At 41.0% G+C, this 25,741-nt stretch carries 23 protein-coding genes; 3 read left to right on the top strand and 20 right to left on the bottom strand.

What is annotated here, in order from left to right; genetic code table 11:
• Nucleotides 1–118: 118 nt before the first annotated feature.
• The 8 genes from ACESPO_RS12020 to ACESPO_RS12055 all read right to left on the bottom strand — a co-directional run bounded on the left by ACESPO_RS12020 (nt 119) and on the right by ACESPO_RS12055 (nt 8,221).
• A complete protein-coding gene (locus ACESPO_RS12020; protein WP_008976318.1) occupies nt 119–631 on the bottom strand; it encodes a transcription repressor NadR in 513 nt (170 codons plus the stop codon).
• Nucleotides 632–662: 31 nt separating this feature from the next.
• Nucleotides 663–1,523 (bottom strand): carboxylating nicotinate-nucleotide diphosphorylase, encoded by an 861-nt coding sequence (nadC, locus tag ACESPO_RS12025; protein WP_016440133.1) that lies wholly within the window; start codon nt 1,521–1,523, stop codon nt 663–665.
• 67 nt (nt 1,524–1,590) lie between these two features.
• The gene (locus ACESPO_RS12030) at nt 1,591–2,766 is read right to left on the bottom strand and encodes an L-aspartate oxidase (RefSeq protein WP_009262815.1); all 1,176 of its coding nucleotides are present in this window, start codon (nt 2,764–2,766) and stop codon (nt 1,591–1,593) included.
• Between the two features lie 52 nt (nt 2,767–2,818).
• On the bottom strand, nt 2,819–3,724 hold the full coding sequence (gene nadA / locus ACESPO_RS12035) for a quinolinate synthase NadA (RefSeq protein WP_016439286.1): 906 nt from the start codon (nt 3,722–3,724) through the stop codon (nt 2,819–2,821).
• A gap of 165 nt (nt 3,725–3,889) precedes the next feature.
• The gene (locus tag ACESPO_RS12040; RefSeq protein WP_336304737.1) at nt 3,890–5,473 is read right to left on the bottom strand and encodes an ABC1 kinase family protein; all 1,584 of its coding nucleotides are present in this window, start codon (nt 5,471–5,473) and stop codon (nt 3,890–3,892) included.
• An 8-nt stretch (nt 5,474–5,481) separates the two neighbouring features.
• Nucleotides 5,482–5,817, bottom strand: coding sequence for a phasin family protein (locus ACESPO_RS12045; protein ID WP_336304736.1), 336 nt, complete (start codon nt 5,815–5,817; stop codon nt 5,482–5,484).
• 42 nt (nt 5,818–5,859) lie between these two features.
• Nucleotides 5,860–6,231 (bottom strand): diacylglycerol kinase family protein, encoded by a 372-nt coding sequence (locus ACESPO_RS12050; protein WP_008976324.1) that lies wholly within the window; start codon nt 6,229–6,231, stop codon nt 5,860–5,862.
• A 277-nt stretch (nt 6,232–6,508) separates the two neighbouring features.
• A complete protein-coding gene (locus ACESPO_RS12055; RefSeq protein ID WP_009262819.1) occupies nt 6,509–8,221 on the bottom strand; it encodes a coiled-coil domain-containing protein in 1,713 nt (570 codons plus the stop codon).
• A gap of 323 nt (nt 8,222–8,544) precedes the next feature.
• Between ACESPO_RS12055 and ACESPO_RS12060 the strand changes: the two genes are divergently transcribed.
• Complete coding sequence (locus ACESPO_RS12060; protein WP_009262820.1) at nt 8,545–8,925, top strand: BlaI/MecI/CopY family transcriptional regulator; 381 nt, start codon at nt 8,545–8,547, stop codon at nt 8,923–8,925.
• Between the two features lies 1 nt (nt 8,926).
• Nucleotides 8,927–10,723 carry a BlaR1 family beta-lactam sensor/signal transducer gene (locus ACESPO_RS12065; protein WP_336304735.1) on the top strand — a complete coding sequence of 599 codons (1,797 nt, stop codon included), beginning with the start codon at nt 8,927–8,929 and terminating at the stop codon, nt 10,721–10,723.
• Nucleotides 10,724–10,822: 99 nt separating this feature from the next.
• Here ACESPO_RS12065 and ppdK read toward each other — a convergent pair whose 3' ends face one another.
• The 12 genes from ppdK to ACESPO_RS12125 all read right to left on the bottom strand — a co-directional run bounded on the left by ppdK (nt 10,823) and on the right by ACESPO_RS12125 (nt 24,462).
• A complete protein-coding gene (gene ppdK / locus ACESPO_RS12070; protein WP_009262822.1) occupies nt 10,823–13,447 on the bottom strand; it encodes a pyruvate, phosphate dikinase in 2,625 nt (874 codons plus the stop codon).
• Between the two features lie 218 nt (nt 13,448–13,665).
• A complete protein-coding gene (locus ACESPO_RS12075; RefSeq protein ID WP_016439291.1) occupies nt 13,666–14,187 on the bottom strand; it encodes an HAD family hydrolase in 522 nt (173 codons plus the stop codon).
• A gap of 37 nt (nt 14,188–14,224) precedes the next feature.
• A complete protein-coding gene (locus tag ACESPO_RS12080) occupies nt 14,225–14,863 on the bottom strand; it encodes a peptidylprolyl isomerase (protein ID WP_336304733.1) in 639 nt (212 codons plus the stop codon).
• 77 nt (nt 14,864–14,940) lie between these two features.
• A complete protein-coding gene (locus ACESPO_RS12085) occupies nt 14,941–15,939 on the bottom strand; it encodes an ABC transporter ATP-binding protein (RefSeq protein ID WP_120105236.1) in 999 nt (332 codons plus the stop codon).
• Between the two features lie 71 nt (nt 15,940–16,010).
• The gene (locus ACESPO_RS12090) at nt 16,011–16,805 is read right to left on the bottom strand and encodes an ABC transporter permease (RefSeq protein ID WP_120105099.1); all 795 of its coding nucleotides are present in this window, start codon (nt 16,803–16,805) and stop codon (nt 16,011–16,013) included.
• Nucleotides 16,806–16,809: 4 nt separating this feature from the next.
• Nucleotides 16,810–17,601 (bottom strand): ABC transporter permease, encoded by a 792-nt coding sequence (locus ACESPO_RS12095; RefSeq protein WP_120105098.1) that lies wholly within the window; start codon nt 17,599–17,601, stop codon nt 16,810–16,812.
• A gap of 120 nt (nt 17,602–17,721) precedes the next feature.
• Nucleotides 17,722–18,549 (bottom strand): carbohydrate ABC transporter permease, encoded by an 828-nt coding sequence (locus ACESPO_RS12100; RefSeq protein WP_008976335.1) that lies wholly within the window; start codon nt 18,547–18,549, stop codon nt 17,722–17,724.
• A gap of 18 nt (nt 18,550–18,567) precedes the next feature.
• Nucleotides 18,568–19,488 carry a carbohydrate ABC transporter permease gene (locus ACESPO_RS12105; protein WP_008976336.1) on the bottom strand — a complete coding sequence of 307 codons (921 nt, stop codon included), beginning with the start codon at nt 19,486–19,488 and terminating at the stop codon, nt 18,568–18,570.
• A gap of 15 nt (nt 19,489–19,503) precedes the next feature.
• A complete protein-coding gene (locus ACESPO_RS12110) occupies nt 19,504–20,793 on the bottom strand; it encodes an ABC transporter substrate-binding protein (RefSeq protein WP_009262830.1) in 1,290 nt (429 codons plus the stop codon).
• Between the two features lie 72 nt (nt 20,794–20,865).
• The gene (locus ACESPO_RS12115; RefSeq protein ID WP_499788890.1) at nt 20,866–22,161 is read right to left on the bottom strand and encodes a Gfo/Idh/MocA family protein; all 1,296 of its coding nucleotides are present in this window, start codon (nt 22,159–22,161) and stop codon (nt 20,866–20,868) included.
• Nucleotides 22,162–22,317: 156 nt separating this feature from the next.
• A complete protein-coding gene (locus ACESPO_RS12120; protein ID WP_270472591.1) occupies nt 22,318–22,497 on the bottom strand; it encodes a hypothetical protein in 180 nt (59 codons plus the stop codon).
• A gap of 78 nt (nt 22,498–22,575) precedes the next feature.
• Nucleotides 22,576–24,462 carry a DUF5696 domain-containing protein gene (locus tag ACESPO_RS12125; protein WP_270456692.1) on the bottom strand — a complete coding sequence of 629 codons (1,887 nt, stop codon included), beginning with the start codon at nt 24,460–24,462 and terminating at the stop codon, nt 22,576–22,578.
• A 239-nt stretch (nt 24,463–24,701) separates the two neighbouring features.
• Here ACESPO_RS12125 and ACESPO_RS12130 point away from each other — a divergent pair, with 239 nt between their 5' ends.
• On the top strand, nt 24,702–25,643 hold the full coding sequence (locus ACESPO_RS12130) for an AraC family transcriptional regulator (protein ID WP_016439296.1): 942 nt from the start codon (nt 24,702–24,704) through the stop codon (nt 25,641–25,643).
• Nucleotides 25,644–25,741 lie beyond the last annotated feature (98 nt).

Here is a 25,741-nt window from a genome sequence, read left to right on the forward strand (position 1 = left end):
TTGGCTGTATCCTTCCCACTACTAGGGCGGATTAGGAACTTTCATCCATTAGCGACGTGCGCCGCAAGGCGCACACAAAAGAGGAAACAGACATCTTTGTCCATTTCCTCTCTGCTTTTTAAGCTGTTTCAATCAAAATTTCCTTCTGCCGCAATACCTCTTCTATCATATCCAACGTTTCTTCACTGTCTGCACTTACTTTATGATAATGATAGTTCGAGGTGATATTTTTCAGAGGACTTGATTTTCCACTTTTGATATCACCGATGAATTCCATAACCTTCCTTCTGGAATTAATATGTAATTCTGCTTCCATATGTCCATATACCCTATGATTGATCATTACATTTTCTACACAACCGCCCATATCTACAATCGAACAAAGCTCTTCTTCCAGCTGCTCATCCGTATGATTTACTTTAAACACACGGCTGACTGTTGCCGGTGTCTGCAAAATATATCCTCTGTTTGTAGAAAGAATATCATAACCTGCCGCCCGGATCAACGCAATATCCTGCACGATCACCTGACGGCTCACATTGTAGAGGGCTGCCAGCTTTTTCCCAGATACCGGTGCAGTACTCTCACGGATTTCGTGAATGATCTGTTCTCTTCTCTCTGTCCCTTGCAACCTGTTCCCTCCATCTCCTTCTTAATTCCACTTACGCATTTTCTAACGCGTGAAGATTTTTCAGGGAAATATCCAGAATTGGAGCGGAATGCGTCAATGCTCCACTGGAAATATAGTCAATTCCAAGAGAAGTCAGACGACCGATGTTTTCTTTTGTCACATTTCCGGAACATTCTGTCTCAGCACGTCCGTCGATGATGCTTATTGCCTTCTGCATCTCTTCTGTTGACATATTGTCAAGCATAATGATATCTGCCCCAGCTTCCACTGCTTCCCTCACCATATCAAGATTTTCTACTTCCACTTCTATCTTTCGAACAAACGGAGCGTATTCTTTCGCCATTTTCACTGCCGCAGTCACACTGCCCGCCGCCCCAATATGGTTATCTTTCAACAGCACTCCGTCAGACAAATTGTAGCGGTGATTATACCCTCCTCCGACACGGACTGCATATTTCTCAAAAATTCTCATATTCGGCGTTGTTTTTCTCGTATCAAGCAATTTTGTATCTGTACCTTCTAAAAGATCGGCAACCGAACGTGTATAAGATGCAATCCCACTCATCCTCTGAAGATAATTTAACGCAACACGCTCTCCAGAAAGAAGTACACGGATATCTCCTGTCACTTTTCCCATCAACTGTCCATTTGTCACTTTGTCCCCATCTTTGCAGAAAAATGTTACTTCCGTCTCTGCATCAAGCAATTTAAATACTCTTTCAAAAATTTCCAATCCTGCAATAATCCCATCCTGCTTGCAGATCAATTCTACTTCTCCTTTTACGGCTTCTTTCATCACCGCATTAGTTGTCACATCTTCACTTGAAATATCTTCTTTCAGCGCTTCCAGAATCAGGTGATCCACCTGAAGTGTCATTGTAATCTTATTCATGTCTTTTACCTCCCATATCTATTTCATATCACAACTGCTCTGATTGATTTTCTTATCTTTTGATTCTTTATCGATATCTTTTCTCAGATTCCCCGGAGATCTTTGTCGCTGCCCGCTTGGCAAATACAAGACTTTCCAGCAGCGAATTGCTCGCCAGTCTATTCGCCCCGTGCACACCGTTACAACTTGTCTCCCCTACTGCATAAAGATGTTCCATCGAAGTCTGGCTGTCCAGATCTACCCAGATACCTCCCATGAAGTAGTGCTGTGCAGGCACAACCGGAATACATTCTTTTGTCACATCGTATCCTTCCTCCAGACACCTCTGATAAATATTTGGAAAGTGACCGAGGATCGTTTCTTTTGGAATATGTTCCATCGAAAGCCATACGTAATCTGTTCCATCTTTTTCCATTTCTTCGTGGATCGCCTTTGTCACAACATCCCGCGGAAGCAATTCATTGACAAAACGCTCATGCTTCTTATTGTACAGCACTGCCCCTTCTCCTCTCACTGACTCCGAGATCAGAAAGCGTCTTCCTGGTTTTTTCGAATACAATGTCGTCGGATGGATCTGCACATAGTCCAGATGTTCCAACCGCACTTCGTGTTTCTTTGCGATTCGGATCGCATCTCCGGTCAAATGCGGAAAGTTTGTCGAATGCTGATAAGTCCCGCCGATTCCACCACTTGCAAGAATGGTATCTGCTGCATGGATATGCAATGTCCCTTGTTCATTTTCTGCAAGAATTCCAGTACATTTGCCATCTTCCTCAAGAATATCCGTCATTGTTGTATACTCAAAGATTGTCACATTTTTCCGCTCTTTTACACGTTCCAGCAACTTACTTGTAATTTCTTTTCCGGTAATATCCTTGTGAAATAAAATACGTGGACACGAATGTGCCCCTTCTCTCGTATACTTCAAACAACCGTCTTCCTGTTCAAAATCGACTCCAAATCCAATCAGATCGTCAATAATCTCTCTGGATTTTCGTATCATCAGATCTACGGATTCCTTTCGGTTCTCATAATGCCCTGCTTTCATCGTATCTTCGAAAAAGCTCTCGTAATCCTTTTCATCTCGGAGTACGCAGATTCCTCCCTGTGCAAGAAAAGAATCACTGCTCTCCAAATCCGATTTCGTGATCAGTACGACTTGTTTCTCCTCCGGCAGCCAAAGTGTGCTGAATAAACCTCCTACTCCAGTTCCCACTACAACTATGTCTGCACTTATCTCCATCTCTTTTTCCTCCAGTTCCTCTGTCTTTACTTTTTCCTACGTTCATTTTTTCTTATTTCGCGAGTTCTAACATCCGCTCCAGTGTCTTTCCTGATTCTTTACGCAGATCTTCTGTGATGTGAACTTCATTTTCGCCTGTCTGCAACACATGAAGAATTTTTTCCAGTGTGATCAGCTTCATATCCGGACAAACCGGTTCCGTCTCTGCAAAATAAAATTTCTTATCTGGATTCTGCTTCTCCAATTCATAGCGCACCCCATTTTCTGTACAGACAATAAACTCTTTGCAAGAGCTTTTGGCCGCATATGCAATAATTCCGGATGTACTTCCGATATAATCCGAAATCGCACACACAGCCTCCGGACATTCCGGATGTGTGAGAATCTCCGCCTGCGGATGTTGCTCTTTTACTTTCTTGATCTCCTCTAACTGCATATGCTCATGCACTGGGCAATATCCGTTATTAAATACAAATTCCTTCTCCGGCACCTGTTCTGCCACATATCTCGCCAGATTTTTATCCGGAATAAAGAAAATACGTTTATTTGGCAATGCCTTTACAATCTGCACTGCATTTGCGGAAGTTACGCAGACATCCGAATGTCTCTTTAACTCTGCAGTGGAATTGATATAACATACAACTGCCAGATCCTCATATTTTTCTCTCATCTTCTGAATGGTCTCTGCATCTGCCATATGTGCCATTGCACAATCCGCAGTCAGATCCGGCATCAGCACGGTCTTCTTTGGATTTAATATCTTCGCGCTTTCTCCCATGAAAGAAACGCCGCAAAATACGATTGTCTGTTCTTTTAACCCAACTGCAACTTTACTTAAATAAAATGAATCACCAATATAATCTGCAATCTCCTGTATCTCTGGATTCACATAATAATGGGCAAGGATGACTGCATTTTTCTTTTGTTTCCATTTTTTAATCTCTTCTACTATTTTCATTCTGTCTTCTCCTATCCTCTTCTCCACCTCAGTTCCTACCATTATAGCACCGTCCTTTACAAGTGACAAGACACCTGTTTTGACAAAAATAAATGGTCTGTACGTTATTTTCTTATCAATAATGTGCAAACCATTCTTTTTTAGTTGTCTCTTACTGTATTTCCTCTATTTCTTTGAAAAAATATGTTTCAAAAATACATACATCACAATGAGAAATGCACTGACATACCCAAACGCACCAAGTGCCGGAATCCCCCATATTTTTGGTTTCATATTCGTCGTACAGATAATGCTGGAGCTGATTAAAAGTGCCATCACCCACAACCCCATCACAATATTTCTCACAAGTCTCCGCAGCAATCGCTCCAATTCCCCAGATACATGAAGATCGAGGTTGATCTTTGTCTGTCCTCTCAAATTTCCCTGAATCAAATCTGCCACAAGGGAAGGTAGATCCAGCGCTTTGTGAATGGACCGGTAGAAACTTCTGCCTCCATTTTTCAATTCACTTTTCCAGTCCTTCTCTGTGAAAATTTTCCCTGCCATATGTCTGGAGGCAATCTCTACCATATTGATCTCCGGAGCAATGTCTGCCAGCACCCCCTCCATATGTGTCAGTCCACGCGCCAACATTGTCAGACCATGGGGCATGATGATCCGGTTCTCTTTCATCACTTCCATCAGATCTACCATCACTTCTGCCACATCAATGCTACCCATATCCGTCGTACCATATTTGGCGAGAAGTGCACTGATGTCCTCATAAAGTCTGCTCTGATCCGGCTTATCCCGAAATTCTCCAAGCGCCAAAACTGCCTCCTGAATCATTCCTACATCCCCTAGCGCAACACCTTGTACAGCCTTACCGACCAGTTTTCTGTCACGTTCAGTCAGCCGTCCCATCATCCCCATATCAATCCATACAATTTTACCACCACAAACCTTTACATTTCCAGAGTGAGGATCTGCGTGAAAGAATCCATCATCCATTACTTGTTTGATATAATTATCGATCAGTTTTGTTCCAATTTCTTCCAGATCGTATCCGTTCTCTTTTAATGCTGCTTTATCATCGATGCTCCACCCGTCAATATGTTCCATAACAAGCACATGCTGATTTGTGTACTCCTGATAAAGTTCTGGAACTTTCACAAACAGAATCCCTTTATTTCTCCGGGCAAACTCTTCCATATTGGAAGCCTCTGTCAGAAAATTCATCTCCTCCCTTGTCACAGCCCATAACTCATCGAGCACCATATCAAGATCTACCAGTTCTTTCAGGCTCACCGGGGGAACCAGCTTCACTGCGCGGTGCAGCAATCCAATATCCCTCGCCATCTTCTCATAGATCCCTCTGCGCTGTACTTTGATCACAACTTGCTTACCGTCTTTTAAAACAGCACGGTGCACCTGAGCGATGGATGCTGAACCAAGCGGTTTCTCCTCTATGGATGCAAAAATCTCTTCCCACGGACATCCATAGGCAGACTTTAGTACTTCCTCCACCTCTGCAAAGTTCATCGGAGCTACTTCTGAGCGAAGCTTCATCAGCTCATCACAGTATCTTTTTGGTAAAATATCTGAATGCATGGACATAATTTGTCCTAATTTAATAAAAGTAGGACCAAGATCCTCCAAAATCAAGCGAAGCTTCTCCGGTGAAAATCCTTTGGAAATCTCATGTCGATGCAAAATTGCAGTCATTTCTTTTAATCTTGTCCTGTATTCTCTGGATTCTTCTTTGCTCATCTACAACCTCATTCTGCTCTGTCATCACAGTCGTCTTTCTCACCATCACCTTCTGTAACATACAGTTTCTTTTTCAATTCTTCCAGCTGTTCCAGTGATAATTTTTCCAGCAGATCATCCACTTCTTCTGTGGAAGTCTGCTTTTCTGCTTTATGGACATTCTCCTGTACCGTCTTTTTGAGATTATGTTTTAACTCTTCATTTAACACCTTTCCCTGCTCCACAGTCAGCTCCCCTTTTTTTACCATCTCATCCAGAAGTTCCTTTGATTTCTCTGCTGTCACTGCTGCTGCTCCGATTCCTGCCAACAATAATTTCTTTACATTTTCTCCAAGTTTCTCCATAAAAATTTCCTCCCTATGACTATCTTTTCCAGATATCCTGTCTTATCCTACAAAAAGTTGTGCCGCCTTCGGCAAAAAAATAATCACTCCTGCAAATGCTGCCATGATAGCTGCAATCAGAACTGCACCTGCCGCAGTATCTTTCGCCAGCTTTGCAAGCGGCTTTTTCTCTTCGGTCACAAGATCAACTACTGCCTCCACCGCAGTATTTACAAGTTCCAAACCAAGAATCAGACCAAACAAAATCAGACAGATACACCACTCTGTTGCAGAAATATCAAAGAAAAATCCTGCCGCAGTCACACAGATAACTCCTAGACAATGGATCTTCATATTCCGCTCCTTCCTGATCCCGGTAAAAATGCCTTCAAACGCATACCTGAAACTTTGATACAACGGTTGTTTCTTTCCCATATTTTCACCTTCTTTAGTCCATTTAAAAAACGATTCCCTACGCTCCGAAAATATGATTCCAAAACACAAACAAAGCTATTTCATCTATTTTTATATGGATATTTTATACAAATTATAACACATTTTTCTGTTAATAACGATGTTTTTTATAATTTTTTCTGTTTTTTGTTTGAAGTTTCCTAAAACTTCTTATAACGAAAAAAGAACATGTCTGCAAATACTCACAGACATGCTCTTCTTTTAATAATTCATTTTATCCTGCTTGAAATCCGTTCCGCTATTCTTCAGAATCTTCCGATTTTTTTCTAAGTCCTACTGCTCCTGCAATTCCACTTCCGATTAACATTACTCCTAATCCAAAAATCGAAGCCGGATCTCCTGTTTTTGGAACCTCAGATTTCTTCTTTTTGTCCTCGTTCTTTTCCTCTTCTTTATTCGGTTTCTGCTCTGGCTTCTGTTCCGGCTTCTGCTCTGGTTTCTGTTCCGGATCTACTGTTTCCTCTTTCTCAATCCTCTCCGCCGTTACAAGAAGATTATTCAGTGCTTCCACTCTCTCCTGGAGCACAGCCTTCTCTGTATCCGGATTTGCAAGAAGTTCCTTCAACTCATTGTAAAGCGCCTCCATCTTGTCAAAGTCCTCTTTTGTAAATCCTCCGGCTTTGCCGACATTTTTTCTCTCGGATTCAAGAATCTTTTCCATATCTTCCATGAAATTCTTCATAGAATCTTCCAATTTCATAACAGTACTCTTCGCAAACTCTATCTGCTGTAATGCCTCATACAGTTTCTCCACGTCTGTCTCATTGGATACAGAAAGAGCTTTTGCCTGATCATAGGACTCGACATAAAATCCTGTTGTATTCTTATCATAATTTTCTGGGTGTGCTTTAATATCTTCATACAAATCTTTGTATTCTTTATCTGCAACTTTACTTGCCAATGCCTCTTTTATTTTCTCAGCAGACATTGAGATCTCTGTCATTTTCTGATTTGCCATATTCAGCTTTTCTATTGCTTCATTCCAGTTCGCACTGTCGGCAGCCTTTTGTGCTTCATCAAGCAATGTTTGAATTATAGCCAGATCCTGATCTGCATACAGGCCGGAAACTTTTAACTGTTCCAGCATCTGACGAGATTCCTCTATCAGCTTCATCACTCCACTTTCTGAAACGACCGGCGTCTGTAACAACTGCTTCAACATTGCCACTGCCTGAGCCGTCTCTGCTTGCGTCATCGCTTCTATCTTATTTCTGTCAATCGTTGCAAGTACATTCTTCAAAGCTTGAATATAATCTGGAGCATATACTTCTGTCTGTGATACAACCTGATCTGCCAACGCAATCAATTCATAAAGTTCTGATTTGTCTACCACCTCTGGAATGAGTTCAAGACCATTTACAGCATTGACAAAACGTTCAAAAATTCCATAAATCTGTGCTCCATCTGGATCATAATATTTCATAGGATCTGCGCGAAGTGCCAGCATCTCCGCTTTCGCAGCTTCATATACCTTCCATGACTGTTCCGTATACATCAAAGGTCCAAAAATAACCTCATCTGCATCTGCCAAAAGTCCATCCACTTCTGCCTGCACCATTGCAATAAATTCAGCTTCCGTCATGCTCTCTTTTTCTTCTTTATTCTGTTCGAGCCCCGGCTGCTGTGCTTCCTGACCACTTTCAGTCTCTGGCTGCTGTACCTCTTGTTGTTCTTCCTTCTCCGGCTGTTGTGTCTGAAGTTCTTCTCCCGTTACCGGTTGCTGATCTTGCTCTTCTCCGACCACCGGCTGCTGTGTTTGTTGTTCTTCTTGCTGTGGTGCAGAGAGATCCTCCTGTGTCTGAGACTCAGCTTCAGCATTCTGACTTTCTTTTTCCGCTTCCGTGCCTGCTGTCTGTGCCTCTGCAGCCATAACAGTGATGCCCGATGTACCAACAGTCCCCACTGCCATAACAATTGCCAATCCCAATGCTGCTAATTGCTTTCTCTTCATATCCACTTCCTCCTTTATTCCGGTTTTTCTGATACTGTCAATATAACATTTGTTGTGTATTTTGTCTATTTTTTTATTCTATATATTTCATTTTTATTTATTTTGTATATTTTTTTCTTCTTTTTTCATTCTAAAGCTAATGTTATTTCGACATTTTTACAAAAACATTAACTTTTGTCTTAATTTTTCAAACTTTTTGTATATCTTCTTATTTTTATTTTATATACGCATCCTTCCACTTCTACCTGTCACCTGCTATTTGACTTTTTTTTCTCTCTCCTTTATAATATTTTTATTACATATGTAAGATTTGGAGGATTACTATGAAAAAATTGCCACAAATTTCAGAAGCCGAATATGAAGTTATGAAAATCGTATGGAAATACGCACCGATCAATACAAATGAGATTACTGAAAAACTCACACGTACTACTTCCTGGAGCCCCAAAACAATCCAAACCCTGATTAAGCGCCTTACGACAAAGGGAGCTCTTTCCTACGAAAAGCACGGACGTATTTTTGTCTACTCACCACTGGTAAAGGAAAATGAATACATTTGTCAGGAAAGTTCTTCTTTTTTGAATCGCTATTATAATGGTGATATCACCGCTATGCTGTCTTCCTACATTGAAAATGACCGATTATCAGACAGTGAAATCGCTACTCTTCGTTCTATTCTTTCCAAAGGAAAAGGAGGACAGTAACATGGCTGATTTTATGATTCGTTTTCTTCTGTCAAACTTGTTTCTTGGAATTTTCATCGGGATACTTGCATTCTGCAAATGGATATTTCGCAGGACACTCTCCAGTCAAATGCAGTACCATCTTTGGTTCCTTCTCTTCTTTTTCCTGCTTGTTCCTTTTGTCCCGGTATGCTCTTTTTCTCTGCCCGCACAAATTTCTTCATTTTTCAGTACATTTTCCTCCCAGAAAGGATTTGCCCACCACCCTCTCACAGACAGCCCTCTTTCTTCCACATTTTCAAACACCTCTGAATGGATGAATGATTTTACAATATCTATAAGCAGGCAGGTTCCTTCCATTGCAGGACAGATTCTTTTTTTGCTATGGTGCACAGGGATTGGGATCATGTTCATTTTTTTCATCCGTTCTGTCCGGCAGCTATATCACTTAAGCAGTACAGCACTTCCTCTGGAAAATGCTGAAATTTCTTCTTTGTATATAAGCTGCCTGAAAGAGCTTGGTATTACGCGGAACATCCCCGTCTATACCACTGCCTTTCTTCCATCACCTGCGATTACCGGAATCTTTCAACCTCGCATTTACCTTCCACTTCGTCTGATTTCCGGTTATCCCCACAGTGCCCTCCGCTACATTCTCCTGCACGAATTGCAGCACTATCGCCAAAAAGATGGCCTGTTGAATCTTTTTCTAAATATTTTCTGTGCACTCTACTGGTTCAATCCGGCTGTCTGGTATGTCCTTCATGAAATACGCATCGACCGTGAAATCGCCTGTGATACTTCTGTTTTGGAAACCGTAGGCGAAACTTCCTGTCAGGAGTATGGTTCCGCTTTAATTAATTTTGCTGAGACACTTTCTCACATTCCCCTTTCCTTCTCTGTCGGACTTGGCGGATCGATGCCGCAAATGAAGCGGAGAATCCTTAATATCGCCTCCTATCAAGCTCCCACACCATGGAAAAAGGCGAAAGGCTACGTCCTGGTTCTGGTGATTTCTCTACTGTTGATCAGTATGTCCCCTGTGTTGTCTATGCAGGCCGCAAAGGAAACTTCCTTCCGCCCAGATACCTCGGACAGCATTGTTTCTACCATTGATCTTTCTTCTTATTTCAGAGATTATGAAGGTACTTTTGTCTTATATGATTTGCAAAAGGATCATTACCAAATTTATCATCCCGAACAGGCATACAAAAGAATTTCCCCGGATTCTACCTACAAACTCTATAGTGCTCTGTTCGGATTGGAAGAAAAAATCATTACTCCAAAATATTCCATGATCCCATGGGATCACAATCATTATCCGTTTGATGCCTGGAATAAAAACCATACCTTGCACTCTGCAATGTCTGCTTCGGTCAACTGGTATTTCCAGACAATCGACAAAAAACTGGGGCACGGCAAAATCCGTTCTTACCTACAGCAGATTCATTATGGGAACGAATCGATCGATCAATCTGATTCTTACTGGATGGAGTCTTCCTTAAAAATTTCTGCCTTCGAACAAGTCAGCCTGCTGACAGATTTCTATCAAAATACCTTTGCTTTTAATCCGGAACATATTGCTGCCGTAAAAGATTCCATCCGCCTGATTACACACGGCAAAAACACACTTTATGGAAAAACAGGAACCGGTAATGTCAATGGGCAAAATGTAAATGGTTGGTTCATCGGATATATCGAAAACTCACAAAATACATATTTTTTTGCCACAAATATTCAGGCAGAACAGCAGGCCTCCGGAAGCACTGCATCACAGATTACACTGGATCTATTAGAGGATATGGGAATTTGGAATTGACTATATCCTTGAAACTATAAAAACCCCTTACGCTTTCATTGCGTAAGGGGTTCTGTTATTGAAACTAATGAAGTTTCCACACCTGTTCTATACGGTGTATTACTTGTTATTGATAGCAGCCTGTGCAGCAGCTAATCTTGCGATCGGCACACGGAATGGTGAGCAAGATACATAGTCTAATCCAATCTTATGGCAGAATTCTACGGAACTTGGATCTCCACCGTGCTCTCCACAGATACCTACATGTAAATCTGGATTTGCCGGTCTTCCTAATTTCACAGCTGTCTCCATTAATTTACCTACACCGATCTGGTCTAATTTTGCAAATGGATCGTTCTCGAAGATTTTTGCATCGTAGTATCCTTCTAAGAATTTACCAGCATCATCACGAGAGAATCCGAATGTCATCTGTGTTAAGTCGTTTGTACCGAAGCAGAAGAAATCAGCTTCTTTTGCAATCTCATCAGCTGTAAGAGCAGCTCTTGGAATCTCGATCATTGTACCTACATGGTATTTTAATTCAACACCAGCAGCTTCGATCTCAGCATCTGCTGTCTCTACAACAACTTTCTTCACATATTTTAATTCTTTGATATCTCCGATTAACGGAATCATGATCTCTGGGCAAACATCCCAGTCAGCATGTGCTTTCTGTACATTGATTGCTGCACGGATCACAGCTCTTGTCTGCATTCTTGCGATTTCTGGATAAGTAACTGCAAGACGGCATCCACGATGTCCCATCATTGGGTTGAATTCATGTAAAGAATCAATGATTGCTTTGATCTGTTCAACTGTTTTTCCCTGAGTATCAGCAAGTTTCTTAATATCTTCCTCTGTTGTAGGAACGAATTCGTGTAACGGTGGATCTAAGAAACGGATTGTTACCGGATTACCTTCTAATGCTTCATATAAAGCTTCGAAGTCTCCCTGCTGTTCTGGAAGGATCTTCTCAAGAGCAGCTTCTCTTTCTTCTAATGTCTCAGAACAGATCATTTCACGGAATGCATCAATTCTGTTTCCTTCAAAGAACATATGCTCTGTACGGCAAAGTCCGATACCTTCAGCGCCAAGCTCACGAGCTTTTCTTGCATCTGCCGGAGTATCCGCATTTGTTCTTACTCCTAATGTTCTATATTTATCAGCCCATCCCATGATTCTTCCGAATTCACCAGCGATTGTAGCGTCTACTGTCGGGATGATTCCGTCGTAGATGTTACCTGTAGAACCGTCAAGAGAGATTGGATCTCCTTCATGGTATTCTTTTCCAGCTAATGTAAATTTCTTGTTTGCTTCATCCATTGTGATGTCACCACATCCAGATACACAGCATGTACCCATACCACGAGCAACAACGGCAGCGTGAGATGTCATACCACCACGAACTGTTAAGATACCCTGAGCAGCTTTCATACCTTCAATATCTTCCGGTGATGTCTCAAGACGAACAAGAACAACTTTTTCTCCTCTTGCAGCCCACTCTTTTGCATCTTCTGCTGTGAAGACGATCTTACCGCAAGCAGCTCCTGGAGATGCTCCTAAAGCTTTTCCAACTGGTACAGCTTTCTTTAATTCTGCAGCATCAAACTGTGGGTGAAGTAATGTATCTAAGTTACGAGGATCGATCATTGCAACAGCTTTCTCTTCTGTGATCATTCCTTCGTCTACTAAATCACAAGCGATCTTTAAAGCAGCCTGAGCTGTTCTCTTACCGTTACGTGTCTGTAACATGTAGAGTTTCTTATCTTCGATTGTGAATTCCATATCCTGCATATCTCTGTAGTGATCTTCCAAAGTCTTGCAGATTCCTACGAACTGTTCGTAAACTTCCGGCATAACTTCTTTTAACTGGTCAATCTTCTGTGGTGTACGAACACCTGCAACAACGTCTTCACCCTGAGCGTTCATTAAGAACTCACCCATTAAGTGTTTCTCTCCTGTTGCTGGGTCACGAGTAAATGCAACACCTGTACCAGATGTCTCTCCCATGTTACCGAATGCCATCATCTGTACGTTTACAGCTGTTCCCCAAGAATATGGGATATCGTTGTCACGACGGTAAACGTTAGCACGTGGGTTATCCCAAGAACGGAATACAGCTTTTACAGCACCCATTAACTGTTCTTTTGGATCTGTAGGGAATTCTTCCCCAATCTTTTCTTTATATTCAGCTTTGAACTGTTCAGCAAGTTTCTGTAAATCTTCTGCTGTGAGGTCAACGTCCTGAGTTACACCTTTTTCAGCTTTCATCTCGTCGATCAGTTCTTCAAAATATTTTTTACCGACTTCCATAACTACGTCAGAGTACATCTGGATAAATCTTCTGTAGCAATCCCATGCCCAACGTGGATTTCCTGATTTTTCAGCTAATACTTTGACAACTTCTTCATTTAATCCGAGGTTTAAGATTGTATCCATCATACCTGGCATAGAAGCTCTTGCTCCAGAACGAACAGATACAAGAAGTGGATTTTCTTTGTCACCGAATTTCTTTCCAGTAACTTCTTCCATTTTAACAATTGCGTCCATGATCTGTTCCATGATCTCATCGTTAATTTTTCTTCCATCTTCATAATATTGTGTACAAGCATCTGTTGTGATTGTGAATCCCTGTGGCACTGGAAGACCTAACTTTGTCATCTCTGCAAGGTTAGCACCTTTACCGCCAAGAGTGTTTCTCATGCTTGCGTCACCTTCGGTGAACATATAAACCCATTTTGCCATGTCTAAACGACCTCCTAAAAATATTTTGCTTTAGTATAAAACATGAAAAATACGACTTTTTGCCATGAAGTCGTTCATCTTTTATATATCCAATAACGGTTTCCCCCGCTATCTGTATATCATTTTATCTGTTTTACTTCGGATAGTCAAGGACTTTCTTGGTAAAAACTACTGTTTTGTTACTTTTTTATCAAAGAATCTTCTATCTGTTCTTACTCTCACCCTCGAAGTGTTGCAATCAACCGTTTGGTATATAAAAGCAGGTCCAATCCATCTGTAATATTTCTCACACAGATATCTGCTTTTGCCCCAAGTTTCCCACACATTCCTTCTTCTCCCATCACAGCAACAGACAGCCCTGCAATTTGGCACATTTCCAGATCATTTCTTCCGTTTCCTATGCAGACACAGTAATCAGCGCCAAGCGTTTCCACAATCTTTCGCTTTTCCTCTGCCGCTTCACTTGTCGGAAATGTATGTATTTGTACCGGAAGTTGCTGACACAATTTCCTCACAGTCCCATGTGTATCTGCAGTCACAATGTAGATTTTCAACTGTTCCGAAAGCTGTTGCAAACGCTCAGCAACCCCTTTTTGCAATGTCCCATCCAATGCAATTGTTCCATTATAATCCAGGATCAAATACCTCATCTGCAGTTTCTGATATCCCGGGATTTCCACTGTAATTCCTCGCTGCTGTTTTGGCATAGTTTCTTTCTCTGCCTGCTTTGTCTCTCTCATCGTTTCCTTCCCTCTCCCATTCCCTCTTGCAAGAGATTTAGTCTATCACCTTCACGGATGTCATGACCGGCTGCTCTTCTGTCGGAATCGTGCCGTTATTGTCTGTCGGTTCTGCATCTTCACAGATTCTATCTACAACATCCATGCCTTCTGTCACATATCCAAATGCCGCATAACTTCCGTCCAGATGTTTGCTGTCCTCATGGACGATAAAGAACTGGGAACTTGCGCTGTCGTTTGCGCGAGAACGCGCCATGGAAATCGCACCCCTCGTATGTAAAAGATTGTTTTCCACTCCGTTTTGAGAAAATTCACCTTTGATCGTCTGATCAGATCCTCCGGTGCCATCGCCTCTTGGATCTCCGCCTTGGATCATAAATCCACTCATAATTCTGTGAAAAGTCAGTCCGTCATAAAAACCTTTCTTTGCAAGATTTACAAAATTTGTCACTGTGATCGGCGCTGCATCTGCATCCAGTTCCACTTTAATCGTCCCATAATCCTTCACCTGTATTTCTACATGATGCTTTCCGGTAAGAAGATTCTCTTCACCGCCTTCTGTTTCCTTTTCTGTCTTCGTTGTATCTTTTGAGGCTTCTTCCTTCCCTTTTCCACATCCTGCAAATATACTCATTCCTAAAAGGATTGCAAGCAAGATCGATACTGTCTTCTTCATCTTAATTTTTCTCCTGTCACTCATATTTTTTAAGTTTCCCCTATCATAGCATAGTTTTGCCAGAATGTAATCTCATTTTATCTTCTATCCTTATTATTCTCTGTTACAATTTTTTGTATAATGCTTTCAATATCCTGTCCCGTAATAGAAATATCTACAATCTCTCCATATTTTCCAAGTTCTACCATGATCTCCATTGGATTCTTTTCCTCCGGACGATATATGATTTCTAAATGGTAATCATCTACAACCTTAACATTCATCCCTGCCGCTTTTGAACTTCTAGCCATTTCCACTGCATTTTTCTTTACTTCCACTGTAATCCGCTTAAATTCTGTAAACTCTTTGCGGATGTGCTCCATATCCGAATCCACAACAATTTTTCCTTTATTAATCAGGATAATTCTCTTACAGAGTGCTTCTATATCTTGGAAATCATGAGAAGTAACGATAAACGTTGTCTTTTTTTCCTCATTCATCTGTTTGATAAATGCACGTATCCGCTGTTTTGACTCCGCATCCAATCCAATTGTCGGTTCATCTAAATACACAATTTTAGGATTATGCAAAAATGCTGCCGTAATATTGCAACGCATTCTTTGTCCTAAGGATAATTGCCTCTCCGGCACATTCAAAAGTTTCTCCAGTCCTAAAATATCTCGAAATTTTTCAATATTCTCTTCAAATATCGGTTTCGGAATTTCATAGAGTCTTTGCAGCACACGAAAAGACTCTATAATAGGAACATCCCACCATAACTGGGAACGATTTCCGAACACCACCCCGATCTGCTTATTATTCTGGATCCGCTTCTTGATCGGTTCTATCCCATCTACAATGATTTTTCCGGACGTAGGGGTAAGTACACCTGAAAGCATCTTGATTGTTGTTGATTTTCCACTTCCATTCGGACCTACATATCCCACTGATTCTCCACGTTCTATCTGGAAATTAATATCATCCACCGCACAAAAATTATCAAACTGTGGAGTCAAAAAACCTTTCACTCCGCCAATCAACCCCGGCTGTACGATTTTTCTTTTATATTCCTTACATAAATGCTGCACTTCTATCATCTTCACCGTTCTTAATTCCTCTCATTTATATCACATTTGTATTATAAGCACTGATTCCAATGCTATTCCTTTTAAGTACCTGTACTATCATATTTTTTCATTCCACAACACCAAATGAGCACTGAGGCCAGCGCAAAGAGCAATGTCACTGCCAAAAGCCACATCGGTACACACATCTTTGTTTTCCCAAGTAAATACATTGCCGGATAATATCCAATAAAGCCGAACGGTATCACTACGGTAAAAAGCACTTGAAAAACTGCCGGAAATATATTAATCGGATATTTTGCAAATTCACGAAAAGTCTGTATAAGATCTGCAATCTCATTTCCCTGGACAAGCCAGAAATTAAGCGCATTAAAAATCAAATAGAGGGAAGAATTCAAAATTGTGCCCATCACGAGAAACTCGATTAAAAATGCGATCAAACTAATCGAACACTCTACCCCTGATTTTGCGAGTGACCAAATCATCAAAGAACACGGCAGAAAAAAACTGACTAACGACGCAAATTCCATTCGAAATGTCAGCATTTGAAACAAAACAGAAGCCGGACGTATCAAAAAAATATCCAACTTTCCTTTCCTAACAAAACTCCCAATGCTCCATACATTATCTAAAAGTCCCCGGCTAATAGCCTCCGTCATTGCACCCAGGGAAAATATCAAGCAAACACCATATATACTCCACTCCCCAAGATTACCAACTACATTTGCGATTGCAAATACGCCAAGAAATCCTGCTGCTTCCCTCGCAACAATAGAGATCAAGCGAATAGTACTATCCATCGGATATTGTACAAGGCATAACATCCCTATTCTTAAAAATGCCTGATACAGTCGAAAATAATATTTCAATCTTTTCACTCTTCTATCCTCCTTGGACAATCACTTTCCGAATCACCATATGATACAACAAATGCGCTAATGCTCCCATTACAATACACCAAAATATCTGAAGTCCCATATATCCCATACATTCTTCCAATCCATATTTCCCAAGAAAAATATTTAACGGAACTGATACCATACCCGCAAATGGAAGAAGTCCAAATACCCTTGCAACTCCTTCCGGAAATAGAGCTAATGGTACAACCCCGCCAGATAATATGGACAATACTGCCGTCTTTGTAAATGCCATGCCAAACATACTGAGTGTATAAAAAGAAGCTAGTCCAACCATAAATTCCACATAAAATAAAATTACCAGCGCCAGCAACACACTAATTAAAAACAAAAGAAATTCCCCGGCTCCTGCCGGACCTACTCCTCTCAGTATAAAAAAAGAAATGAAAGAAACCGGAATTCCCTTCCATAAAATAAAATATGCAAACTCTCCACTGCGCCGTGCAAATAATGTATAAAACAAAGTCACCGGACGTAAAAGTTCTGTCCCAATCGTTCCTTCATATACCCACTCTGCAAATTGCATATTAATTCCACCTGCAAACTGTGACGACAAAACCTTGGACAAAATGACATACGTTATCATCTCCCCCATCGTAAATCCAACAAGTTCATTCTCTCCCATAAACACAATTTTCCATAAAAAATAGTAACTGAAAATAGACACAAGTGTACCAATCGTATTAAACCACACTGCTTTCGTGTATGCCATCTTTTCCAAAAATGTCATTCTCACAAGATAATAAAATTTTTTCATTGACATCTCCCCCACTTGGCTTTTTATACTGTTTTTTTGTACAAAAAATGCACGATTATAGAACCGTGCATTTTTTACTTTTCGTCTTCTGATATTTCTATTACATATTCGATTAAATTTTTAGCCTTTGATACCAGACTGTGCAACACCTTCGATAAACTGTTTCTGGAAGATGAAGAACAGTACGATCATCGGAATAACTGCCATTACGGCACCTGCCATCTGTGCCGGGTAGTTTGTAGCATATTGTCCTTTCAGTGTAGAAAGTGCTGGAGCTAATGTCATCTTAGCCGGATCTGTGTTAACGATCAATGGCCACATGAAGTCATTCCATGCAAATTTTGCTGTAAAGATTACCAGCGCTACGATACCTGGCTGTACTAACGGAAGCATGATCTTTCCAAAAATCTGGAATCTGTTACATCCGTCAAGCAATGCTGCTTCTTCCAATTCCTTTGGCAGTGACATAAAGAACTGTCTCAATAAGAACGTACCAAATGCACTGAACAAGTTCGGGAGGAAGAGACCCGGTAAGGTATTGATCAATCCTAAATTCTGAATGATCAAGTACTGTGGGATTAAGAAAATCTGTCCCGGTACCATTAAGATAGATAACAAGATCATGAAAATCGCATTTTTAAATGGAAAATCAATTCTTGCAAACCCATAAGCTGCCATTGTACAAAATGCAACCTGTACCAATACCGTAATGATGGTTACCACAATCGTATTGATATATACTTTTCCGAACGGCAGAATCTCAAGTACATATTTATAAGAGTCGAACTGCCAATGTTCCGGTAAAATTGACGGCGGTATCTGCATAGATTCCGGCAATGTCTTAAATGATGTAAACACCATCCAGAGGAATGGGAATACTGTGACTGCAATACCTGCGATCAAAAGAATGTGTATAAGCAAATGATTTCTTGTAGATGTCTTTTTCATCGTATTTCCTCCTTTCCTCTAATCGTAGTTTACCCATTTCTTCTGTCCGACCAGCTGGATCACTGTGATGATCATGATCACTGCGAACATAAAGATAGAAATTGCTGCTGCATAACCTTTTTCTCCATACATAAACGCATTCTGATAGAACAAAACATTCATGGTCTTTACTTTGTTGAACGCCGGGTTCGTTACTGGATCGACCATCATATAGATGCTGTCGAATACCTGGAACGCACCGATCAGACCTGTGATCATTACGAAAAAGATCGTTGGAGAAAGTAACGGGATTGTAATCTTAAAGAACTGTTTTACTGGTCCTGCTCCGTCGATTGCCGCTGCTTCATAGTAAGATCTTGAAATTCCCTGCATACCCGCAAGAAGAATGATCATATTATAACCGACACTTCCCCAGATTGCCACGATCATTACGCAGAACAATGCGGTATGCGGGTTTGTAAGCCAGCTCTGCCCTTCGATTCCAAAGATTCCAAGAACCGTATTTAAAATACCGAAGTCTCCGTGGAAGATCAGTTTCCATACAAGTGCTACTGCTACTGACATCGTTACTGATGGCAGGAAGTAGATTGTCCGATAAAAAGAAGTTCCTTTGATCTTGGAGTTTAAGAGGGATGCCACTAACAGTGACAGCGCCAGCCCGATCGGCACTGTCACAACGGCATATAAAAGTGTATTTTTCATGGCGAGCATCAGATCTGGTTCTTGGAACAGACGTTGATAGTTGCTGATTCCGCAGAAGGTTGCCATGTTAAATTTGTTTACATCATTAAAACTGAACCAGAAGTTCTGGATAAACGGAAATACATAGAAGATCAGAAGTCCGATCGTAACCGGCGCAATAAATACGTAGCCTGCTACCCAGTCTTTCTTCTCACGTCTGCTCGCTTTCCGCCTTACTTTTTTCTTTCCTTCGCCCATTTGTATCTACCTACTTTACTTTGCGTTCATTTCATCAAGAATTGCATCTGCCTCTGGCTTAATGTTCTTACAAGCCTCTTCTAATGTGATTTCTCCCTGCCAAGCCTGCTCTAAGTAAGTTTTTTCAACCTGAGAAAGTTTTGCAGTCACTTTACAGTGAGGAAGTAATTCTGTGTTCGGTACATTGTCAAGGAATACCTGAAGATTTAAGTCTTTATGTGTATCTAAGAATAATTCCTGGCAGTCATTTCTAGCAGAGATAACTGTACCTGATTTTCCTTGGATTTCCTGAGCTTCTTTGCTTCCTAACCATAATGCGAAGTCTTTTGCTTCTTCTGGATGTTTTGTATTTGCAGATACAGAGAATGCAAGACCATTGATGATATCTTTATCTACACCATTGAAAGAAGGTCTTTTTACGATTCCGTATTTTCCTTCTAATGTTTTATTATAAGAAGGAATCATGTAGTTTCCTGAGAAGTACATTGCTAACTGTCCGCCCTGGAACATACTGTCTGGATCTGTATCTGTCATCTGCTGTAATGTTGGTGAAAGTCCGTCTAATACAAGATCTAACCATGGCTGGATACCTTCGATTGTCTCTTTTTTATCCCATCCTGTTTCTGTGTTATCTTCATTTAAGAAATATCCACCGTTTGCGAATACAGCTGCATCATATGTAGTCTGTCCGGAGTTACGGTTAATTGCTGTCGGATAAACTCCGTCCGGAAGCCCTGCTGCTTGTAAGTCTTCACAAGTTTTTCTGAAATCTTCAAATGTCCATCCATCTGTTGGATAAGCAACTCCTGCCTGATCAAAGATTTCTTTGTTGTAGAATACGGCATTTGTATCGAAATCTTTCGGGATTCCGTATAATTTACCTTCTACTGTATATCCATCTACCAGTGGTGCCGGGAAATTATCATGCACCTTTAAGTCTGACTCTTTCTCTGCATCTGTTAAATCCATTAAAATTCCTGCGTCTGCATATTCTTCTACATGAAGCACGTTCATAGTGATGATATCCGGAGCAGATCCACCTGTTGCGCTCGCCTCTAATTTTGTCCAGTACTCATTCCATGTTGTAAGCTGTGTCTTCACTGTTACATTTGGATTTTCTTTTGAGTATGCCTCTGCCATCTGTTTCATAACCGGCTCTTGGTCAGAATCCCACACACTCATCACAAGCTCAACTTTTCCATCTTTGCTTCCGCCTTTGTCGCTTCCACCACATCCAGCTAACAATGTAGTTCCTGTTGTCGCAACTAATCCTAAAGCGACTAATTTTTTCAGATTCTTTTTCATTGAAATCATCCTCCTTTTGGTTTATATCATGCGGCAGTTATTTGCCGCCTGGTAACAAATTTGTATTATATACTATCTTCTATAAGTATCCAGTTCGATTACTGCTCCACCATTTAATCTGGACTCCTCAGCAGCCAATGCACAATAATGACTCTCCACAGATTGTTCCACAGAAGTTGTGCTCTTTGTCGGGCCTGACTCATTGATCAACATATCAAGAAATTCTTCGATCATCCGGTTGTCGCCGCCGCCGTGTCCTGAAAAATCAGTTGCCAATGTGCGTACATCTATCACTTCCGGTTCTTTTCCAAACACATTGACTTGAATGGTATTTTCTCCCATATCGGCGATAATCTCACCTAAAGTTCCCATGATCTTCGCATATCGATTTCCGGCAGCTGTATATGCCGTAAACGCACACATTGTATGGCTGATCGTCGATCCATCTGTCATGTTTAAATTAACAACTTGATGGTCTACTACATTATTGTCACAGTGATATACACATCGTCCATACGGTCCCGTCTGAAGTGCTTCGCGTACACTTTCCACTGTTGGGTGAAGTGCCACCACATTGACCGGCCAGTCTGTATTTCCATTTTGAACACCTGTCACAGGATCTGTAATATAAATTTTCTCTGCATCATACGGACACTGATCTTTCACTTTACATCCGTCCATGCATCTGTGCGCCGCTCCTTCCGGTGCTTTATCTTCCCGGAACAAATAGGTATTTCCGAAAGAAGATACCGATTTACAAGTCTTTCCTGTCAGCCATAATAAAATATCCATATCATGACAGCACTTCTGAAGAATCATTGGACTTGTCGTATTAGAATTTCTCCAGTTTCCTCTGACAAAGCTGTGTGCCTGATGCCAATACCCTACATTTTCTACCGAATTCACAGATACTATTTCACCAATCGTTCCTTCATCGATCAGACCTTTGATCTTCGTATAAAATGGAGTATATCTGAGAACGTGACAGACAATTACCTTTCTATCACATTCCTGTGCAACCTTCACAATCTCTCTGCATTCATCCAGATCCGGCGAAATCGGTTTTTCCAGTAATAGGTGATATCCTTTTCTCAATGCCGGAATTGCCTGTCCTACATGTTGTCTGTCCTGTGTTGTAATAAACATCACATCTGCAAGTTTTTCTCTGGCGATCATCTCCTCCGCACTCTGAAAGCACATCTCCTCCGGAATCTGATATTCTGCTGCAACCGCTTTTACTTTCTCTGGATCAATATCTGCAATTGCCACAATCTCCATCTTTTCTGGAAACAGCTTTGCCGTTGGTGCATATGTATCTTTCCCTCGGCTTCCAAGCCCTGCCAGCGCAACTTTTATTCTCTTACTCATCTTTCTTCTCCTCTGTTATAAGTTTGTTTGAATACTCGATTCTTGGTTGTCTGTTGTCTATATTCGTTCTTTATTTATTCTTATTATATATTTTATTGCACATAAATGCTTACAAGATAATCTCCTAAACTTGTCTTATTGTCCTGTATTTGTCATTTAGGATATTTTATATTCCTTTTTCTGTTCTCCTCTGTCCATTTTGACGAGAAATGTTTTCAAAATCCGTCTTACTTTTCTCTGCTCCTGCTCATCCTTAGTCTTTCCTGCATTCGTCAAATTCAACAGACAGATTTTTCTCTGCACAGCAAAGCAGCCTTTTTGTAAAAATTGAATCAAAAAAGACAAGGAATCCCTTCGATCTTTTTTGATCTATTTCCTTGTCTTTTCTCATTCTGTACTTATCTGTCTCTGTTTTTATCGAATCTGGTATGTCTGTGCCTGGAAATCTACCGTAACAACTGTTCCGTCAGCAAATGTTGTTCTCTGTACTTCTGGATTTCCATCTACCATCTCATGGCGCACCATCTCACATTTCGCAACTTTCTCATGCAGATCCGATACGACTTTACATCTCTTAATCTGATCTTCGATGCTAATTTCCACTCCTCCTGCGAAAGAACCGTCTGTATTCTGATATGCACCATCTCTCACAAGATATGGAGCACCTCCATTTAATACTGCATACAGCATGTAGTCTTCTTCCTCACTTACCTTGTCCATCATCCATGGCTCGATCAGACAGTCATGATAAACAAGATTAAATAACGGCACCGGAATTCCTTTCTTTGGACTTCCCGGTCGATCCAGCATGAAGTCATATGGCGCATAATGGCAAAATACGAGACTTGGGATTGCCCAGTCGTTCACTTCCTCAGAACTTGGAAGAATTCCTTTTGACAGAAGATACTCAAAGCATGCATTTCTGTATTCGTAACATTCTCTTCTTGTCATCTTATGCCATGGATGAGAACACTCATCCCCTTCATTACATGTGAATACATCCAGGTAAGCACAATCCAGTTTAATTCCATTGTCCATGATTTCTGTAAAGTTTCGTTTCACGTAAAACGGAGCCTGTGTCGCACAGAGATATGTCTGCGGACCTCCTGCCCAGCGCGCATGACTTGGAATTGTCCCATCTGCGAGACGTGTCGCAAAATTCTCATCAAATGTTTTTGCTGCGTAGTAGTAATCTCTGTACTGGTCGTGGATTCCAAATAAATATCCGCATTCATGCATCGTGTCGGACAGTTCTTTCATCGCTTTCCATCCGCCTGCTTTCTCACATGCTGGAAGGTAATCCGGGTGCTGATTATCATATCCTGGTTCTGCCCATCCATCTAGATGCAGGTATAATTTTTCCACACCAAGTTCATGGAATTTTTTAATCTCTTCTGTTCTCACGGAGAATGGCGTCAGATGATTGTTCTTATCCGGATTCTCTGCATCATAGAAATCAGAGTTTGTCATTACCTGTGTCTTAATTCCCTTATGTAAAAATGCAGATCCGATCAGTTGATCAATAGAAGGAGTCTTCACTGCCTTCTCTGCCAGAGATTTGAATCTTCCCTTTTCGATCACATAGTTTCTGTAAATCTTGCAGAGATCATTGTAATCACAATCCTTGACAAAGCTGTATTTCATCACGCGGCGGTAATCCATCTTGCCCAGACTTGGCTCCCAGCGGATTCCCACATGAGTGTATGGTCCTTCTGCCGGATGTTCTGTATAATATGCTGCATTCCACGGCTGTTCACAAATTGCAATATATCCTGCGCGATCCTTCACCTGTCCAAACCATGGCATATATGCACCTGCAGTTCCCATAAAACCATCAAATACAACTTTATCCACTGCTGTTTTCCATGTATTTGGCACCAGCAATCCCTGTTGCCAGTTCAAAAGTGTATACCAGCTGTCTTTCTTCTCATCAAACTCCATGTATCCCGGCCAGTACACGGATTTTACTTTAACTGTCTCTGTGGAAAGTGGTACCCACTCAAAAAATACATCTCCTGACACCTCTTCGATCCATACGATTGTGTCAAATGCGATGCCTGCATCTGCTCCATTTAGCTCAAATCCCTCAAAATGGCTTAAGATTCCATGTCCGATTCCTGTCTTCCACTCCTCGTGTGAAATCTTCTTCGCATCTGCAAAATAGATTGTTCCTTCCTCACATTCCATGCGTGGACGGAATCCTTCTCCCCAGTTCCAGCTATCTCCTTCATGTGTGATCGTAAATGACAATCTGCTCTCGTCAAAGCGGATCTCCGTTCCTTTTGTATAAATGTTCTCCAACTTTTATACCCTCTCTTTCTTTATGATTCCTGCTGCCGTTCACACAGCGAACAATAACAACATCTCTTCTATCTATTATATATTGTTCTGTGGAAAACCGCTTATTTTATCATCTATGCTTATTGTCTTATTATCCAATTTCTGATAGAATACCAAGTAAAAAACAGAACCTATTTCAAAAAAACAATCACTGAGAATCATTTGCAACCGGCAAATGATCACACTGGAGGAAAGATACAATGGGATATGTCAGTACACGCATGAAAAAAGAAATCAATATCGAGAGCATTGTCACCATACACTATTTTGAATATATGAAAAATTTCGTCTTTCAAGGAGAATCTCACGATTTTTGGGAACTACTCTATGTAGATAAAGGAGAAGTATCTGTTCGCGCAGAAAATGAATGGCTCACACTCCACGCAGGGGATATTATCTTTCATCGACCAAATGAATTTCATGCCTTTGAGTCCATTGGCGAAAAAGCTCCAAACCTTGTCGCGATCTCCTTCTACTGCTTTTCACCCGCCATGCACTTGTTCCAGAAACTACACACCACTCTGACTTTAGAAGAACGTACGATCATCTCACAGATCATTGCTGAGGCAAGACTTGCATTTTCTACCCCGCTTCATGAGCCGCGCATCGAACAAGTTCATATTTCCGAGGAAGCTCCTTTTGGCGCACAGCAATTGATCACCCTTTACCTCGAACTGTTTCTGATCACAATCCAGCGAAACAGATCCTCCTCCGGTCAGTTAGAACATTCTCCTGAACCACCGCTCATGGAATCTCCCGCCAATATTACGGCAAAACAGAACCAGTTTCAACAGATTTCGACTTATATGGAAGAACATATCTGCGACCACCTGACAGTTCCACTAATCTGCTCCCAATTCTCGATCAGCCGTTCTGCCTTACAGGCACTGTTCCACAAAGAAAAAAACTGCGGTGCGATCGAATATTTCAGTCAGATGAAGATTGAATACGCAAAAGAAATCATTCGGATCGGAACAATGAACTTCACAGAGATTGCTCATTACCTGTCTTATAGTTCCCTCCAGTATTTCTCCAAACAATTCAAGAAAGCAACCGGGATGTCCCCACTGGAATATTCTTCTTCGGTAAAAGGAATCTCCAATGCATTCTCGCATTCAACAAAAGAAAAGCTGCATCCATAAGTTCTTCGCCTAATGTAAAATCCCCCCTTTTTAGAATTTACCGCTTTCACAGTGCTTCTAAAAAGAGGGGATTTCTATTTTCTATTCTATTTTAGCAA

The organism is Coprococcus sp. HPP0074, assembly GCF_964238105.1.
GTDB classification, from domain to species: domain Bacteria; phylum Bacillota; class Clostridia; order Lachnospirales; family Lachnospiraceae; genus Faecalimonas; species Faecalimonas umbilicata.

Coding starts and splice junctions, on each gene's coding strand:
- nadC (WP_016440133.1), bottom strand. CDS start 1,523: ATGAATAAGATTACAATGACACTTCAGGTGGATCACCTGATTCTGGAA.
- ACESPO_RS12030 (WP_009262815.1), bottom strand. CDS start 2,766: ATGGAGATAAGTGCAGACATAGTTGTAGTGGGAACTGGAGTAGGAGGT.
- nadA (WP_016439286.1), bottom strand. CDS start 3,724: ATGAAAATAGTAGAAGAGATTAAAAAATGGAAACAAAAGAAAAATGCA.
- ACESPO_RS12040 (WP_336304737.1), bottom strand. CDS start 5,473: ATGAGCAAAGAAGAATCCAGAGAATACAGGACAAGATTAAAAGAAATG.
- ACESPO_RS12045 (WP_336304736.1), bottom strand. CDS start 5,817: ATGGAGAAACTTGGAGAAAATGTAAAGAAATTATTGTTGGCAGGAATC.
- ACESPO_RS12050 (WP_008976324.1), bottom strand. CDS start 6,231: ATGGGAAAGAAACAACCGTTGTATCAAAGTTTCAGGTATGCGTTTGAA.
- ACESPO_RS12055 (WP_009262819.1), bottom strand. CDS start 8,221: ATGAAGAGAAAGCAATTAGCAGCATTGGGATTGGCAATTGTTATGGCA.
- ACESPO_RS12060 (WP_009262820.1), top strand. CDS start 8,545: ATGAAAAAATTGCCACAAATTTCAGAAGCCGAATATGAAGTTATGAAA.
- ACESPO_RS12065 (WP_336304735.1), top strand. CDS start 8,927: ATGGCTGATTTTATGATTCGTTTTCTTCTGTCAAACTTGTTTCTTGGA.
- ppdK (WP_009262822.1), bottom strand. CDS start 13,447: ATGGCAAAATGGGTTTATATGTTCACCGAAGGTGACGCAAGCATGAGA.
- ACESPO_RS12075 (WP_016439291.1), bottom strand. CDS start 14,187: ATGAGAGAGACAAAGCAGGCAGAGAAAGAAACTATGCCAAAACAGCAG.
- ACESPO_RS12080 (WP_336304733.1), bottom strand. CDS start 14,863: ATGAAGAAGACAGTATCGATCTTGCTTGCAATCCTTTTAGGAATGAGT.
- ACESPO_RS12085 (WP_120105236.1), bottom strand. CDS start 15,939: ATGATAGAAGTGCAGCATTTATGTAAGGAATATAAAAGAAAAATCGTA.
- ACESPO_RS12095 (WP_120105098.1), bottom strand. CDS start 17,601: ATGAAAAAATTTTATTATCTTGTGAGAATGACATTTTTGGAAAAGATG.
- ACESPO_RS12100 (WP_008976335.1), bottom strand. CDS start 18,549: ATGAAAAAGACATCTACAAGAAATCATTTGCTTATACACATTCTTTTG.
- ACESPO_RS12105 (WP_008976336.1), bottom strand. CDS start 19,488: ATGGGCGAAGGAAAGAAAAAAGTAAGGCGGAAAGCGAGCAGACGTGAG.
- ACESPO_RS12110 (WP_009262830.1), bottom strand. CDS start 20,793: ATGAAAAAGAATCTGAAAAAATTAGTCGCTTTAGGATTAGTTGCGACA.
- ACESPO_RS12115 (WP_499788890.1), bottom strand. CDS start 22,161: ATGAGTAAGAGAATAAAAGTTGCGCTGGCAGGGCTTGGAAGCCGAGGG.
- ACESPO_RS12130 (WP_016439296.1), top strand. CDS start 24,702: ATGGGATATGTCAGTACACGCATGAAAAAAGAAATCAATATCGAGAGC.